Below are 16,115 nucleotides of genomic sequence, written 5' to 3'. Positions count from 1 at the left end.
TTATTTCGCCAAAGCTCCGTTGATTTCTTTCAGAACCGCGCTCACCTTCGGTTCGACAGACTTCTTCCACTCGCTCCAGGACACTGTCAAATCTTTTTTGCCCATGATCAGCTGCGTGATGGCGTCGTCGATCAATACGTTGAACTTATCCTTGTTCGGCGCGGACAGGAACAACACATCGTAGTCCGGAGGCACGAGCTCGGCGATCTTCTCCTTGACCTTGAACATGTTGACGGCAGCGTTGCGAATGTTATCCGGCAGCGACGGATCGCGCGCGGACCAGTCGTCCGGCAGCACGACCTTCGTATAGAAAAAGTAGTAAGACGGATACAGGTCCCCCATATACTTAAAGTTGCCCTGCTCGTCTTTTTCCCGGGTAATGACCAGCTTGTCGCCTTCCATCTTGTAATCCTTGCCTTCGATCCCCGCAAAGATGAGGCGCTGGCCTTCCGGCGAGGCTACGTAATCGAGAATGGACAGGATGCGGTCGAATGTCTCGTCGTTCAGGTCCGGCTTAAAAATCTCGCCGGCCCAGTAGTTCAGAATATTTTGCTGACCGTGAAACTTGCCGTCCGGTCCGACGACCGTCGCGAGACCGATGGCATCCGCAGGATTGATGTCCGGATTCGCCTTGGCGAACGCCTGATTACGCTCATTAACGTTCGCCGCGGATGCGCCATCGATGAACATGCCACTGATGCCCGTATCGAACTTGTCGTAGTGCTCTTTGCCCTTGAACGTGTAGTAGTCCTTGTCGATGAAGCCTTGCTCAAAGTACGAGGCGAAGCTTTTGACGCCCTCGAAGGTAGAATCCTCGTTGCCGCCCCATACGTATTTGCCGTCTTCCTTCTTATAGAACTGGTTGTAGAATGAATTGTGCGTTTGCACGAAAGCGCTGTACAACTGGTAAGGCTGCGAGGAGATCCCGACCGTACGGCCCGCGCCGTTGCCGCCCGGGTCCTTTTCGACGAATGCCCGACCCAGTTCGGAGATTTGCTCGGCGGTAATCGTGTCTCCGACCGTGATGCCAACCTTTTGCGCCCAGTCCTTCCGATAGTAGAGCACTTTGGCGTCGAGCACGAGATCGGTCGTCTCCGTCACCGGCGTGTTGTAGATGACGTTCGGCACCATGTAGACCCGGCCTTCGGGATCGAGCGACTTCAAGTAGTCGGCCAGCCCCGTTTTGGACATGGCGCTCGCAAGGTTCGGATAGCGGGTCTCGTAGTCGGTCGGGAGCGGCTTGATCAGGCCCTGCTTCGAGAAATTCATATAATCCTTGAAATCGAAGTTCCAGAACATCATGTCCGGCATATCGCCGGAATTGACCCAGATGCGATCGCGCTCCACCCAGTTGTCCCAGCTCAGCGGGATCAGATCGTACGCGAAGTTGAATTTGTCGTTGAGCGTCTGAAAGATGGCGTCGTTCATGTAGTTGCCGTCGTCGCTCAAGTCGACGGAGGTGGCGGAGAATTTGACCCGCTTCTCGAACCGTCCGTTGTCCGGCTGCTGGCTGCTGCCGGCTTCGGTCGACGCCGACGGCTGGGTTGACGGTTCGCTGTTTTTCCCCGTCGAACAGCCCGAGACAACCGTTATGAGCGCGAGAATGGCGGCGAACCTTGCAGTTGTTGCCTTGAATGCCTTCATGTTTGTCCTCCCTTTTCTCTTTCACAATTTATATTTAAAGAGCGCGAGCTCCGTAAATATCGGCTGTCACGATTTGACGGACCCGACCAGCATGCCTTTCAAGAAGTACTTCTGAAGGAACGGATACGTGAACATGATCGGCGCCATCGTGATGAATACAGCTGCCATTTTCACGCCATCCTCGAACACGGTTTTGCGGATGGAAACATTGCGGCTGCCGATGTCGTCGATCGTCGACATGACGATACTGCGAAGCACGAGCTGCAGCGGCCACTTATCCCCTTCCCGCAGGAACAGCATCGCATTAAACCATTCGTTCCAGCGATCGACCGAGAAGAACAGCGTCACGGTTGCCACGATCGGCATCGACAGCGGCAGCATGATCCGCAGCAAGATGACGAGATCGTTGGCGCCGTCGATTTTGGCCGATTCCTCCAGCGCCGACGGAATCTCGGCGAAGTAGCTGCGCATGAGCAGCAGGTAGAACGTATTGGCACCGTATACGAGAATGACGGAGGCCAGGCTGTTCATGATGCCCAGGTCCCTAACGAGCAGGTACAGCGGGATAAGACCGCCGCTGAAGTACATCGTGAACACGACGAGTGCGGTAGCGATTTTTTTGCCGGGAAAGCGTTCTCTAGACAACGCATAAGCGGTAAAGGCTGTCGCGAGCATATTGTAGGGCACGCCGAGCGTCAGAATGAGCAGCGTATTCGTATAGCCATGGTAAATACGGGAGCTGCTGAAAATGTAGGCATACGCATCGAACGTGATCTCGGTCGGCCACAGCATGAACGGCGTCGTCATGTATTCCTTTTGCGACACCAGCGAGATTAGAACCGCATTGTAGAACGGATACAGGATGGTCAAGGCCAGCAGTCCCAGCAGCGCGGCATTGAGGACGTAAAACCAGTTGATTTTGCGCGTCTGTCCGTCCGAATTACGTTCGGAGCCCACCTCCGACACCTCCTTCATGTTAGAAAATGCCCCGCTCGCCGACTGCCTTCGCCAACCGGTCGAACAGCACCAACAGCGCGAAATTGATAAGCGATTTGAATAAGCCGACGGCGGTGCTGAAGCCGAAGTCACCGGACGTTTGGAAGGTGACGCGGTAGATGTAGGTGTCCAGAATATCGCTGACTGGCAGCACGGCCGGATTGTACATGTTGAATATCTGGTCGAAGCCCGCGTTCATCGTATTGCCCACCGACAGCAGCAGCATAAGCACGACGGCGGAACGGATCCCCGGCCACGTAATGTAAAGCATGCGCTGGAACCGGTTGGCGCCGTCCATATACGAAGCTTCGTACAGGTCCGGGCTGATCGAAGCGATCGTAGCCAGGTAGATGATGGCGACCCAGCCGGAGCTTTTCCAAATATCCGACAGGTAGAGCAGCGGTCGGAACAGCTCCTGGTTGGCCAGGAACATTTGCTCGTTCCCGCCGAACAGCGTCAGCAGGTGATTGACGGCCCCTTCGGTGCCGAACACGTTGACGATCATGCCGGATACGATGACCCAGGACAGGAAATTCGGGAAGGTGAAAAGCGTCTGAAGCCACTTCTTGTACCTGCCTTCCCGCAGCTCATTAAGCAGCAACGCGAGCACGATCGGCACCGGGAATTGAAATAGCAGACGGCTAAAGCTGATCTCGATCGTATTCCGAAATGCCTGCCAAAACTCCTGATCCTTGAAAATGTACGCATAATGCTTCAAGCCGACGAACGGACTGCCCCAGATTCCTTCGCTCGCCCTGAAATCCTTGAATGCGAGCTGGATGCCGTACATCGGCGCGTAGCAGAAGATGCCGTAATAGAGGAGGCCCGGCAGCAGGATCAAGTAAATGTACTTGTTCTTGCGGATGTCTCTCAATCGTGTCCTGCCCGGCCGTTTTAAAGCCAGGTCGCCCGCTCGTTCTCTCAAAGTAATCCCCCCTTTCGGCTTATGGGTATGACGATATCGGATTCGTCGGTTAAGGGAAATTCTCGGTATTTGCGCGGCATCGTCAAAGACGAAGATACAACCGCGCAAAAAAAGATAACGGCTTAATTCGAGCCGTTATCTCCCTTATCTTTGGCATTCGCCGTACGCGAACCTTGTATGCAGTCATTGCGGTATTGCCCGGGCGGCATGCCGACGATTTGCTTGAATACGCGCGTGAAATTTTGAGTGGTCGTATATCTCAGCCGATCGGAAATGTCCTTGATCGGCATATCGGTATACGCGAGCCATTCCTTCGCCTTGGAGATCCGATAATGAATGACGTAATCGACGAAGTTGACGTTCATCGTCTGCTTGAAATATCGGCTGAGCTGAGCGGAGGACACGCCGAACTCCCCAGCCAGCTGCTGAAGCGAGAAATCCTCATCGTAATGCTGGTGGATGTATTGCAGCGTCCGCTCGGCGATCAGCCGGCTTTTGTCCACCGTGATCTGCTCCAACTGCAGGCGAATCGAAGGGAAAAACCGATTGTGGAACCAGTCCCGCATACGCCCGAGCGTGTTTTGAGCGTACAAGTCCGTATATGGATTAAAGCCGAGCAAATCCTGCAGTGACCGGCCCTGAATGTCCTGCATCAACTGATCGATCTCCTCCAGGAAGTACGTCAGCACGCCCATAATCATCCGGTCGTCGGGCAGATGAAGGGGCAGCTCCGCGAACATAAGGCTGAATCGTTCCTCCGCAAGGACATAATCGCCTTCGGAAACGCTGGTCAATATTCGTTTGTACCAGGCTGCCGTAATCCGGTCTGCGGACCGAATCCGGTCCGACCGCTCTATATCGTGCCGGGTAATGGTCGCGTCGGGACCGAGCAAATATCGGAAGCTCAAATATTCCTGGGCAAGCTGGTAGCCTTGCCCGAACTCTCGCAGGCCTTCCGTCGGCGGCGCGATGGCCGCCGTGACCGTAAATTTATAGCGCTCGCGGATCTCCCGGCGAATATCGTCGCACAAGCTCGCGATCGCGGCCTCTTCGCCGTCGTCCGAACGTTCGGATGCGGCGATGAAGGCAACCTGGCCCGGCCTGGGCGTCACGACGATGCAATTGAAGGCATTTTCGCATCCGCCGCGCACGATCGCAGACAGCTCGCTCATCATCGACGTGCGGTCCTCCTGCCGGAACATTTGCATAAATTCGTGAAGGGCGTCGATCTCCACAATCCCCGTATAAAATACAGCCCCCTGGAAAGTACGATCGTACCGACGCATTCGCTCCAGCATCTCTTCGTCCGGAACGCTCCCGTGCAGCAGCTGCAGCACGACGTTTTCCCGGACGAGAGGCAGCTGCACGAACAGTTGGCCGCTCAGCTTCTCGTTCGCCTCCCGGATGTCGCTCATGTAAGAATCGATCGCCGTGATCGTGTCGCCTTTTTGTCCCGAAGGAGCAGGCAGCTTCTGAAATACGCGCCGGATCGGCATGTACATCCGATAGACGCCGACAAATACAACGGTGCCCCACAATACGGCAAGGGCGGCGACGATCCACCAGGTGAGCGTAGCGATTTGACTTGCCTTCCGGTTCAGCTCCTTTTCCGGCGTCATCGCCACATAGGTCCACGAATTGGCGGGCGACTTGAATGTCGTCACACTGTACGTCTCGCCGCCGATCTCGGTCACGCCCGATGTCGCGGCAGGGTTCGTCCAGTACGCGTACAGGCTGGACGTAGACGAGATCCGCGTGCCGATCTCCTCCCGATTCGGACTGAGCACGATGCGGCCGCGGCTGTCCACGACAAGCACGCCGGTCGAGCCGATGTCGATCTGGTGCAAATATTCGTAAAACTTGGTGATGTCGACGTGCAGCAGAACGATGCCGTCGATTTCGTTGTCGACCGACACGGGCTTCACGATCAGCAAGTCGCTCTGTCCCGGATACGTATCGGGAGTCACGATCGTGATGCCCATGTATCGCGCATTGACAATCGCGGCGACTTGACGGTAGTATCGACTGTCAATGGACGACAATCCGTATTGTGTGGAATAGGCTTGACGATGACGGGGGTAAACAAGCGTGACGCCGAACGGGGTCCGGGTCACGCTTCTGTACTTTTTGATCGTATCGATCATACTCATCGTCGATCGGAACTGATCCCGGGAGATGCCTCGCATGAACGATTCCCGGATAATCAAATCTTCGGAAATTTGCAGCGAGGACACCTTAAGATCGGCCAGGAACGCGTTGAGCTGATACTCGATCTGCTTCAGGATCATGCGGTGGCTTCGGTCCGCTTCTTGCTGCACGCCGGAAACCAGCAGCACCGTGGAAGCGATTCCGAGCAACGCGACAGGAAAGAGGCTGAGAAACAATGTACCGGACAACATTTGGGCCTGAAAGGACATTTTGCGGAAGAAGCGGAGCTTGCTGAACATCGGGACGCCCCCCTTGTATATACTATTGAACTGCTCCCAACGCAGACAGCTCCGCTTCTTCCTCTTCTTCGATCAGCGCAAATGAAAGCTCGAACATCCGCTCCCAAGACAGATCCACCTTCGATACGGTATAACGCTTGCCGAATAACGGACGTATCGATTCGCGGATAAAAGCATTCATTCCTTCTTCAATGATCCCTTCCACTTTTGCCTTCACGTGCGACAGGTTAAAATAATCGGCGCCGAGCCGCGGAAGCTCGACCAGACATACTTGGGTGCGCACGTTCGCCTGGTAGGCCCAGTCGTCGAGCAGCCGGTACATGAAGTTCCATCGGCTCCGACGTCTTCGCTCCGCATTGTCCTCGCATTGCCCTTCGCCCCTGTAATACGCCTCGATGACCGTATGCGCGATGACGGTGCCCAGCGAATTGCCCGAGGTATTCCAGCCTGCATAGGAATCCAGCCGCTGAATAAGCCGTCTGGCTGCCAGCAAATCCATCAGCGCATAGTCCGCTCCGTTGGACAGCGCGACATCCGCAAGCGTGACGACCTTGCCTCGATCGGCATAATGCGCGACCGCATCGGCGAACGACGACAGGTTCGCTTCCGAGCTGTAGCTGCGGTGCCGTTCTTCGTACGGCGCATCCACCTCGGCGGCCGCCGTTCCGTCCACGGCCGGGGCATGGACCATCAGAACGGCATCGGCATCGCCGGCATGATCCGCGAACAGCGCGCCCGCTTCATGTAGATGCGACTTGATGCTCTCCTGAAGGCTGCGGTCCTCATACTTCGGAATGACAAACGGCCCCTTCGAGGCTGAGTACCGCACGAATACGCCAGGGCGGAACTGCTTCGCTTCCGTAAACGCCCGCGCGAGCAGAGTGCATCCGATCTCGTCCGCACCCGGATAGATGGAGACGGCGTGGGACAGCTTCGACGTTACGACCTTCAGCTTCAATCGACGCTGCTCCATCGCCGTGAAGCCATATTCGGCGTTGTCGTCGAGCGGAATCGTCAGATGGTCGATGACCCCTTCGCGGACCAGATCGATCGCCGCTTCATTAACGACAGCGTTTGTCCTTCTCCTCTCGTCGAACTCCGCGACGACTGCCGGCGGAATTCGCCTGAGCAGCTCATCAAGCCGGGACTGTTCCTCCGCCGTCAATCCGATTTGACGCCGATCGAGCAGCTTCCCCCGCTCGCACAATTCCGCGCCGTACAGGGCGTAATAATCCGGCTCCTCCTCGCTGCTCGAATAAGCCGGCGCCCGCATAATCAGGTTGAAGGCGAGCAGTTTGACGGAAGGGTTGATTTCTTTTAATTCTCTTGCAAGCGCCAGTCGCTCCATACAAGCGGCTTCCGTCAAACGATGCAAGCGCGAGGGAACGATGCCGCCGTATACGAGCTGGTCGATGGACAAAATGGCATAATCCGCCGTGCGGACTTGTTCGAGCAGCCAATCCCGTACGCGGTCCGGATCGGAAGGTCTTTTTTTGGAGCCCAACATGGCGCGAGGGGGAACCCGAAGCTCCAGATCGGTTAAGTCGGCCAGATATTGAGGGAAATCGTAATTGCAAGGTCTTTCGTCCAACGGCAAGTATACGATGCTTTTCAAGGTAATCGCCTCTCTATTTGGCATGATGTATAACCGGACGGGCCGCGCCGACGACACCCGCATCGTCTCCGAGTGCGGAGGTGACGATCTCGAAGTCGTCCCGTACAAAGATCGGCATCGCAGTATCCGCGATACGCTGGCGGATCAGATCGGCAAGAAAAACGCCTTGTTGCGCGATCGCGCCCGTCAATACGATTTTTTTTACATTTAACGCGTACAAGGGATTGAGCAAGCCCGCAGCCACGTATCCGGCATACCGGCGGACGAGCTGAAGCGCCTTCAGGTCTCCCGCGCGCGCGAATTCGAACAACTGCTCGGGCGTCGCGAATCGACGTTTCTCGCCGGGTTCGTCCAGTATCGCTCTCAGCGCGCTCACGGACGCATACGCTTCCCAGCAGCCGCGCTGTCCGCAGGTGCAAAGCCTGCCTGCGATCTCGATCACCTGATGACCGATCGCGCCGGCAAACCCCTCATCCCCCGGATACGGCTTGCCGTCCTCCCAGAGGCAAGCCCCGGTGCCGGTTCCGAGCGATACGCATAAAAAGCGTTCGAACGAACGGCCGGCTCCCGTCCACGCTTCGCCTGCGGCGATCGCGAATACGTCGTTCACGACGCTGACCGGCATTTTGTAGAGGGACTCGAGATCATCTTGCAATCGAACGCCTGTCCATCCCGGAATGTTGTCGGTCGCGTAGGCGACCGTCCCGTGCCGATCGACGTAGCCTGCCGTTCCGATCCCGATCGCCGCGATCTCCACATTCCGCTCGGACGCTGCCCTCCGGTACTCGCCGATCAACGCATGAAGCCGCGTCAGCAGCGCGTCTCTTCCGAGCTTCGCTTGCGACGGAGCCGTCTGCCTGGTCAGGAGCGCGCCGCTATCGTCGATCAAACCCGATTTGACATTCGTTCCGCCAATATCGAAAGCCAGCACAACGCGTTTCATTCCGGCACGACGGTCGAGCAGTCTGTTTGTTCCAGGCCCTTCACGAACATTTCGGTCAACAAATGCGGACGCGTAATCGCCGTCCCGACGACGACGAAACAAGCGCCAAGACGCAAGCATCTTGCCGCCTGGGCAGGCGTCTGGATGCGGCCCTCGGCGACCACGGGAACGGACAGCCGCCCGGCGAGCGCTTCGAGCAGCGCGTAATCGGGCTCATCGCTTTTCGGACTGTACGGCGTATAGCCGGACAGCGTCGTCGAGACGATATCGAATCCGATGTGCTGCGCGTATTCGCCTTCCTCGACGGTGGACACGTCGGCCATCAGCAGAAGCCCCTCCTGCTTTTTCATTTCCTGAACGATAGACGCCAGGCTTTCCCCGCCTGGGCGATCCCTACGTGTCGCGTCCATGGCGACGATCTCCGCTCCTGCTCGGCGAACGGCCAGCGCATCATTTAACGTCGGGGTGATGTACACGTCGGAGCCTTCGTCCTCTTTTTTCCAAATGCCGATAACCGGCAGCCGCGTCTTGCGCTTGATCGCCCGGATGTCGTCCGGATGGTTGGCGCGTATGCCCGCTGCCCCTCCGCGCTTGGCCGCGAGCGCCATGCGGGCCATCGTCTCGCTCCCGAACAACGCCTCTCCTTCGTATGCCTGGCAGGATACGACGAGCTTTCCGCGAAGACAATCCAATACAGATTCCATGTCTCGACCTCCTCCTAAGCCTGATGATTCTCCCCAACTTTTTACGATACCGAGTGCAGCACGCATTGGAAATGCTCGATATTTGCGAGGCTGCGCGCAAATAAAGATACAAAGACGCAAAAAATGAAAACGTGCTCAACGATAGGAAGCTGGGCATTCAAAACGAAACGATCCGCTGACGAAAACTCCGCAGATCTCCCATTAACGGCGAACAGCGCCCACCGCTTGGGGATAGGCGCTTATATCGCTGGCGGCACCTTTTCGGCAGCGCTTGTCGCATAGAGCATTAACAAATTTTGCAGGGCTTGCCCTTATCGACCTCAAGCGGGTCGTGAAGCTCCATTATCTATATGAAGTCGCGTCCGGCGATTCGGACACTTGCAGCAGCACCTTGATCTCACGGCCCGGCGCCCGGACCAGCTTGTCGAACCATTTGGCCCCGTCCGCGAGCGGCGCGATCTCGATCCGGTCGCCCAGCCCGATGCGTCCCTCGGCGATCCAGTCGAACGCCTGCTTGAAGTTCGCCTTCGAATAGGCGAACGAGCCGGCGATCTTGAGCTCCCGGCGCACCAGATCGTTGAAGTCGAGCGCGGTATCGGCCCGATGAAGCCCCGTGAACACAAGCCTGCCCCCGTTCATGACCGAATCGGCGCACTGGCGTCGCGTCTCTGCGGCGCCCACGGCGTCGATCGCCGCGCTGACGCCCAGTCCGCCCGTCAATTCCCGGATGCGCGCGGCGAGATCCTCGGTCCGCGGGTTGACGGCGATCGCGCCCAGCGAAGACGCAAAGGAGAGACGATCCTCGCTCAGGTCGACCGCGATGACCCGGCCGGCTCCGCTCAGCAGCACCGCCTGAAGCGCGAATACGCCGATCGGCCCCATGCCCACGACGAGCACCGTGTCCTCGGGACCGGCAGCCGTCAGCTCGGCCACGCGCGCGCCGCAGGCGACGGGCTCCGTCAAAGCGCCGTCCGCCAGCGTCACATGATCGGGCAGCGGGTGCACGAACGCGGCCGGCACCTTGACGAACTCTGCGTTGCTTCCGGGAAGGGCGGCGCTAAGCAGCTTGCGTTCCGGACACAAGGACTCCTGGCCGGCGAGACAGTAGCGGCACTTGCCGCAGGTCACGAGCGGATTGGCGGTGACGCGCATGCCTGCGCGCAGACCGAGCGCTTCGCCTTCGGGGCCTGCGATCTCGATCGTGCCGGACAGCTCGTGACCGAAGATCATCGGCGGCTTGCGCAGCGAGTTATGCCCCATATACCCGCTCAGCTCCGAGCCGCAAATGCCCGAGTAGACGACCCGGATCAGCACTTCGTCCGGGCCGGGTACGGGCGCCGGACATTCCATCAGCGTCATCTCTTCGGGGGCGGTATAGACCAATGCTTTCATGATGTTTAGCACTCCTTTAGACGAACCGGTTCGTCAGCGCGCCGAGACCGTCGATCTCGACCGTGACGATGTCGCCCGTCTTCAAATAAACTTGGCGTTCCTCCGGATACCCGAGTACGACGCCCTCCGGCGTGCCGGTCATGATCAGATCGCCCGGCCGCAGCGTCATGTGCCGGGAAATATAGCTGACGATCGTACGGCAGTCAAAGATCATGTCGCTCGTATTCGAGTTCTGGCGAAGCTCGCCGTTAACCGAGCAGCGGATGCCGAGCCCGTTCGGATCGGGAACGGCGTCCGCCGTCACGAGGTATGGGCCGATCGGGCAAAATCCGTCGAGGCTCTTGCCGAGCAGCCATTGCGAGGTTCTTAGCTGCAGGTCGCGGGCCGATACGTCGTTGACGTTGCAGTACCCTCCGACATAATCGAGCGCTTCCTCGGGCGACACGCCGAACGCCTCCCGCCCGATGACGATGCCAAGCTCCGCCTCGTAGTCCGTCTTGGAGGAAGTGTCCGGCAATCGGACGTCCCGACCGTGGGCGGACAGCGCGTTGTCGAATTTATTAAACAATATCGGATAGGACGGGATAGGCGAGCCCGTCTCTTCGGCATGCCTGCGGTAATTCAGGCCGACGCAGATCAATTTACCGGGGCGAAGCATGCACGGCTCCAGCGCGAGGTCGGCTTCGCGGCGAAGCGCGCCTGCGAACGCCGCCGGTCCTTGCTCCGAGACGCGGCGCTCCAACGCGCGAAGCCGTTCCAGCGCCGCGTTTCCCGCCGCAAGCGCAGCGTCCGCGGACGCCAGCTCCGGCGAAGCTCCGCCTTCCGCCGCCTCGACGTCGACGACGCCGTGAACGGTGGAGATCCCCAATTTGATCCGTCCGTCTTCCCGATAGTGTAGAAGCTTCATCTTTATACCTCCAGTTAGTAAGCGATGTCGAATGCAAACGGCCGCCTGCCGGACAGGCCGGCGGCGCTCAAATCCAGCGCGAACAGCGCGCCCGAATGCGGATAAGCTTCAAGCTCCGGCTCCCGCAGTCCGTCGGATGCGCTTGTCATGTACAACGTCTGCAGCCGTTCGCCGCCGAACGCGCAGCTTGAAGGCTGCAGCGCGGGAAGACGCACCTCCGCCAGCAGGGAGCCGTCGGCCGGATTCCAGCGCGCTACGCGAGCGGTGCCCCATTGGGCCACCCAGAGCATGCCCTCGGTATCGAGCGTCATCCCGTCCGGCACCCCATTCGTTCCTTCCTCCAAGCGGATCGCCGTACGTCTCTCCCCGAGCTCGCCACTCGCGGCGTCGAAGGCATAGGCGCGAACCTCGCGAATAGCCGAATCGACGTAATACATCTCGCGGCCGTCCGGACTCCAGTCCAGACCGTTGGAGCAAGTCACATCCCGCACGGCTTCGTAGACGGTCAAATCCCGGTCGATCCGGTACAGGCTGCCGATCGGCCGTTCCCCGCTCCGATCCATCGTCCCGACCCACAGACGCCCGTCCGGTCCCGCCTTGCCGTCGTTGAAGCGAATAGAGCCGGGTAGTTCCAGACGCAAAATTTCTTCGAATTTCGCGTTTTCCGGCTCCCAGCGGTACAGACTTTGATTCGCAGCCGCGATCCAGCCTCCGTTCGCGCACGGCACGATCGCGCTGATCCATTCCGGGGCCGGGTAAGACGCCGAACGTCCGCTGGACGGATCGAGACGGCGAACCGTCGCGCCTGTGATATCGACCCATAGCAGCGTGCCAGTCCGCTCGTCCCAACACGGCCCTTCGCCTAAGGCAGCCGGCCGCACGGACAATACGACCGGGTTCCATTCGTTCTCACGCATCATTTATCTCACCTTCCCGCGCCCGGCGATCGGTAGAACGTCCTTCACTTCGTCCCCGTGAACCATGTGCATCATGTCCAGCATATTAACGACGGCGCAGCAATGGACGGGAACGATCTCCAGCTTGTCCCCGATCTTCAGCTCTCGCTCCTCCGGGGGCAGGTACAGTACGCCGTGCTCTTCATTAAACCAGGCCACATTGATATCCGGATGGCCGATCACGTATCCGCGACCCGTGCCGATCGGCGAATCCTCGCCGTCCGACGTGAAAACTTTGGTCCCGGCGTCGATGACCGCCCGGTCGGGGGCCGGCCGGCTGACGACGGTGACAAGCACCGTCAGCGCGCATTGCTCTATGGTCATGGCCTTGGCCTTCGCTTGCGTGAGATCGCCGAAAACATAAGTGCCGGGACGCATCTCCGTCGCGCCCTTCATGGCGGACGCGAAGCGGCTGACCGGCGTCGAACCCGCGCTGACCGATTCGATCGGGAAGCCCAGGGAGCGCAGCGCTTCGGCAGACGCCAGGGCGATCGCCGACTCGCGCTCGGCGATCCGGACGCGTCCTTCGTCGTTATCTTCGTCGTACGACTGTCCGGCGAATACAAGCACGCCGGTCACGCTTATGCCCGCCAATGTCTGCAGTTCGCGACCGAGTCGCAAGAGCGCTTCTCCCGGCTGAACGCCCGCCCGTCCGTACCCCGGATCGACCTCGATCCAGACTGGCATGACGATGCCCGCCTTGACTGCGGCGTCCGATATGCCGGCGGCCGCCTCCAGGCTGTCCACGGCAACCGTCACTTCCGCGCGGGAAGCGAGCCTCATCAGCCGTTCCAGCTTCGTCTTGCCCACGATCGGATAGGCGATCAGAATCGGGCCGATCCCGCCGTCCGCCATCGCTTCCGCTTCTCCGAGCTTGGCGACCGTTATGCCGACCGCGCCGGCGTTCAGCTGCATTCTGGCAATCTGCGGTGTCTTGTGCGTCTTGGCATGCGGCCGAAGCGCGATGCCCGCCTCATCGGCCAGCCGCTGGACCCGCGCGATGTTGGCTGTCAGCTTGTCCTGGTCGACCAGGATGCATGGCGTATCCAGCTCGTATTTGTGCATATCGTTCGCCCTCCCGTACGGCCCCGTCAGGCCAGCTGTCCGCCGTCCACGACGATGCATTCGCCGTGAATGAACGCGGCATCGTCCGACGCCAGGAACGCAAATACGCCGGCTACATCCTTCGGCTTGCCGACGCGGCCCAGCGGAATATGATTGTTAATATAGTTCTCGACAAAAGCCGGATCGTCGATCGCCTCCGACATCGGCGTCTGGATGTAGCCGGGGCAAACCGCGTTCACGCGAATGCCGGCGGCGCCCAGTTCGATCGCCATCGTCTTCGTCAGCAGGACGATGCCGCCCTTCGAGGCGTTGTAATGCGCATACTTCGCCTCGCCGGCCAGACCGTTGGTCGAAGCCATATTGACGATGGCGCCTTCGCCCCGCTCCTTCATATGACACGCTACGCGCTGCGCGACGTAGAACATGCCGTTCAGGTTGACATCGATCATGCGGCGCCAGTTGTCGGGCTTGATGTCGACGAACGGCTCTTCCCAGGCGATGCCCGCATTGTTGGCGAGAATATGGATCGCGCCCCGCTCCCCTAGCATCCGGCCGACCATCTCGTCCACCTGTTCCGGGCTCGAGACGTCGAGCACGTACCGGGAAGCCGAATAACCGGCCGCCAGCAGCTTCTCCTCCGCCTCGATCAACACCGACTCCTTGATATCCGCCAGCAGAACGTGCGCCCCCTCGGCCGCGAATCGCTCCGCGATGGCGAACCCGATGCCTTGTCCCGCTCCCGTGACCAGCGCCGTGCGATTTACAAACCGTTGCATGGACAGCCCGCTCCTCTCCTTAGTTCTGCTTGCATACGATCGCGTCGATCTCGACCTTGATGCCGTCCAGTCCGGCTTCGACGCAGGTCCGGGCCGGATACGGCGCATTGAAGTACGTCACGTACACCGCATTAAAGCGATTAAAATCCGCCAGGCTGGCCAGATAGACGCTCACCTTGACGACGTCGTCCATCGTGAAGCCGCCGGCCTCGACGATCGCCTTGACATTGTCCATCGTCAGCCGCGTCTCGGCTTCGATATCTCCAGGCACGATCGCGCCTTCGGCATCCAGCGGTCCCTGGCCCGATACGAACAGCATATTGCCGGCCGCGATGCCCTGGGAATACGGACCGCTGCCGATCGATGCATGATTTGTGCTCACTGCTTGTCTCACGCATTCTCCTCCTTCTCGATGAATGAACGCCGGTTATTTACGACGACAGTCCGCACCAATGGACGATCGTTCTCGCATAAATTTCCGTCAGCGTGTCGAGACTGTCCAGCTCGACAAACTCGCCCGGCGCGTGCGCGTTGCCGCCCGAAGGACCGAGGATCAGCGCCTTCGACGGGCTGTACGCGTTGAATACGAAGGCATCGCAGGCGAACGGCGAGCCGGTCACTTCGGCCGGCCGCCCCGTGGCCGCCTTGATCTCATCGGCCAACAGCGGCAGCAGCGGGAAGCCGGGATCGACCTCGCTGCCCGGCAGGAAGCGGATCATTCTGGCGAACGCCGGCTTCTGCAGCCCTTGCTCGTAGCTGCGGCCGCAGAAGCGCTGATAACCGGCAAGCAGCTCCTCGCGCAGCCCGTCCTCGTCAACGCCGGGATAACACTCGACCCAAATATCGACATGGCATTCGACGGGGCCGACGTCGCACAGGGGCGCGCGCATATCGCCCGCCTCCAGTCGGGTGACGATAATCGGCAGCGTCTCCTTCGAATCCGCGTACCAGGGAGCCGGTCCCGGCCGCTGCGCACGATTCCGTTCGTATTGCTCCAGGAACACGATAAACCGCGCGGCATCGTTGGCCGGATTCCGCACTTCCTCGCCGTTGAACGACAGCCCGGTCGTCCCCCGGAAGGTGACGCGCCATAGCGCGCCGCCCCGCGTCGCCGCATACAGCGCCAGATTCGTCGGCTCCGGAATGATGACGGCGTCGGCATGGTCGCCGCGCGCCCGCCCGGCTACGGTGCCGTTCGCGCCGCCGAATTCCTCATCGACGACCGACTCGATCCGGACGTCGCCTTGCAGCGCGATGCCAAGCTCTCTCAGGCAGCGCACCGCCATGATCGAGGCGACGAGACCGCCCTTCATATCGTAGGCGCCCAGTCCGTACAGCTTGCCGCCGTCGACGTACGGCGCATGCGGATCGGTCTCCCAGCCCGGCGCGACGGCCGCCGTGTCGATATGGCTGGAGAAGAGCAGCGAACGTCCGCCGCCCTTCCCCTTCCATACCGCGCTGACGTTCGGCCTGCCGCTGTAGTCCTTGCCCGGATAATAAGCGGGATGCTGGCGGAAGCCGGGTATCTCCTCGGGGCTGTAAAGCTCCGACTCCAGGCCGAGCTCCCGCAGTCTGGCATGGAGCGTAAGCTGGCATTCCCGCTCCGTCCCGTCGACGACCCGGTTCACCGTATCGTGCCGAACAAGCTCGGATATCAGGTCGGTCATCCGGTCGCGGTTGGACGCGATCCACTGCCGGATCGACGCCTGCAGCCGTTCGTTCCCGTTCATAGCTGTCGCCTTCCT

General features: G+C 59.6%; 14 protein-coding genes. All 14 read right to left on the bottom strand.

Features of this window, described 5'->3' with window-relative positions; genetic code table 11:
• The 14 genes from KB449_RS08625 to KB449_RS08560 all read right to left on the bottom strand — a co-directional run bounded on the left by KB449_RS08625 (position 1) and on the right by KB449_RS08560 (position 16,100).
• Positions 1–1,644, bottom strand: coding sequence for an extracellular solute-binding protein (locus tag KB449_RS08625; protein ID WP_282907983.1), 1,644 nt, complete (start codon positions 1,642–1,644; stop codon positions 1–3).
• Between the two features lie 66 nt (positions 1,645–1,710).
• The gene (locus KB449_RS08620; protein WP_282907982.1) at positions 1,711–2,601 is read right to left on the bottom strand and encodes a carbohydrate ABC transporter permease; all 891 of its coding nucleotides are present in this window, start codon (positions 2,599–2,601) and stop codon (positions 1,711–1,713) included.
• A 19-nt stretch (positions 2,602–2,620) separates the two neighbouring features.
• The gene (locus tag KB449_RS08615) at positions 2,621–3,565 is read right to left on the bottom strand and encodes an ABC transporter permease (protein ID WP_282907981.1); all 945 of its coding nucleotides are present in this window, start codon (positions 3,563–3,565) and stop codon (positions 2,621–2,623) included.
• A 122-nt stretch (positions 3,566–3,687) separates the two neighbouring features.
• Positions 3,688–6,012, bottom strand: a complete 2,325-nt coding sequence (locus KB449_RS08610; RefSeq protein WP_282907980.1) for an AraC family transcriptional regulator — start codon at positions 6,010–6,012, stop codon at positions 3,688–3,690.
• Between the two features lie 22 nt (positions 6,013–6,034).
• A complete protein-coding gene (locus KB449_RS08605) occupies positions 6,035–7,627 on the bottom strand; it encodes a DUF4127 family protein (RefSeq protein WP_282907979.1) in 1,593 nt (530 codons plus the stop codon).
• A gap of 13 nt (positions 7,628–7,640) precedes the next feature.
• Complete coding sequence (locus KB449_RS08600) at positions 7,641–8,558, bottom strand: ROK family protein (protein ID WP_282907978.1); 918 nt, start codon at positions 8,556–8,558, stop codon at positions 7,641–7,643.
• Between the two features lie 8 nt (positions 8,559–8,566).
• On the bottom strand, positions 8,567–9,274 hold the full coding sequence (locus KB449_RS08595; protein ID WP_282907977.1) for an N-acetylmannosamine-6-phosphate 2-epimerase: 708 nt from the start codon (positions 9,272–9,274) through the stop codon (positions 8,567–8,569).
• Between the two features lie 342 nt (positions 9,275–9,616).
• A complete protein-coding gene (locus KB449_RS08590; protein ID WP_282907976.1) occupies positions 9,617–10,666 on the bottom strand; it encodes a zinc-dependent alcohol dehydrogenase in 1,050 nt (349 codons plus the stop codon).
• A 16-nt stretch (positions 10,667–10,682) separates the two neighbouring features.
• Positions 10,683–11,573, bottom strand: a complete 891-nt coding sequence (locus KB449_RS08585) for a fumarylacetoacetate hydrolase family protein (RefSeq protein ID WP_282907975.1) — start codon at positions 11,571–11,573, stop codon at positions 10,683–10,685.
• A 14-nt stretch (positions 11,574–11,587) separates the two neighbouring features.
• Complete coding sequence (locus KB449_RS08580; RefSeq protein WP_282907974.1) at positions 11,588–12,490, bottom strand: SMP-30/gluconolactonase/LRE family protein; 903 nt, start codon at positions 12,488–12,490, stop codon at positions 11,588–11,590.
• Between the two features lie 3 nt (positions 12,491–12,493).
• Positions 12,494–13,594, bottom strand: coding sequence for an alanine racemase (locus tag KB449_RS08575; RefSeq protein ID WP_282907973.1), 1,101 nt, complete (start codon positions 13,592–13,594; stop codon positions 12,494–12,496).
• A 26-nt stretch (positions 13,595–13,620) separates the two neighbouring features.
• Positions 13,621–14,370 (bottom strand): SDR family NAD(P)-dependent oxidoreductase, encoded by a 750-nt coding sequence (locus KB449_RS08570; RefSeq protein WP_282907972.1) that lies wholly within the window; start codon positions 14,368–14,370, stop codon positions 13,621–13,623.
• 19 nt (positions 14,371–14,389) lie between these two features.
• On the bottom strand, positions 14,390–14,764 hold the full coding sequence (locus KB449_RS08565; RefSeq protein WP_282907971.1) for a Rid family detoxifying hydrolase: 375 nt from the start codon (positions 14,762–14,764) through the stop codon (positions 14,390–14,392).
• 37 nt (positions 14,765–14,801) lie between these two features.
• Positions 14,802–16,100, bottom strand: a complete 1,299-nt coding sequence (locus tag KB449_RS08560; RefSeq protein ID WP_282907970.1) for a M20 family metallopeptidase — start codon at positions 16,098–16,100, stop codon at positions 14,802–14,804.
• Positions 16,101–16,115: the final 15 nt, after the last annotated feature.

Origin of the sequence: Cohnella hashimotonis (assembly GCF_030014955.1) — a bacterium.
In the GTDB taxonomy this organism is placed as follows: domain Bacteria; phylum Bacillota; class Bacilli; order Paenibacillales; family Paenibacillaceae; genus Cohnella; species Cohnella hashimotonis.
The sequence above is the reverse complement of the archived record's forward strand: the minus strand, read 5'-3'. Positions and strand labels throughout refer to the sequence as shown.

Coding starts and splice junctions, on each gene's coding strand:
- KB449_RS08585 (WP_282907975.1), bottom strand. CDS start 11,573: ATGAAGCTTCTACACTATCGGGAAGACGGACGGATCAAATTGGGGATC.
- KB449_RS08610 (WP_282907980.1), bottom strand. CDS start 6,012: ATGTTCAGCAAGCTCCGCTTCTTCCGCAAAATGTCCTTTCAGGCCCAA.
- KB449_RS08575 (WP_282907973.1), bottom strand. CDS start 13,594: ATGCACAAATACGAGCTGGATACGCCATGCATCCTGGTCGACCAGGAC.
- KB449_RS08570 (WP_282907972.1), bottom strand. CDS start 14,370: ATGCAACGGTTTGTAAATCGCACGGCGCTGGTCACGGGAGCGGGACAA.
- KB449_RS08595 (WP_282907977.1), bottom strand. CDS start 9,274: ATGGAATCTGTATTGGATTGTCTTCGCGGAAAGCTCGTCGTATCCTGC.
- KB449_RS08590 (WP_282907976.1), bottom strand. CDS start 10,666: ATGAAAGCATTGGTCTATACCGCCCCCGAAGAGATGACGCTGATGGAA.
- KB449_RS08560 (WP_282907970.1), bottom strand. CDS start 16,100: ATGAACGGGAACGAACGGCTGCAGGCGTCGATCCGGCAGTGGATCGCG.
- KB449_RS08580 (WP_282907974.1), bottom strand. CDS start 12,490: ATGCGTGAGAACGAATGGAACCCGGTCGTATTGTCCGTGCGGCCGGCT.
- KB449_RS08625 (WP_282907983.1), bottom strand. CDS start 1,644: ATGAAGGCATTCAAGGCAACAACTGCAAGGTTCGCCGCCATTCTCGCG.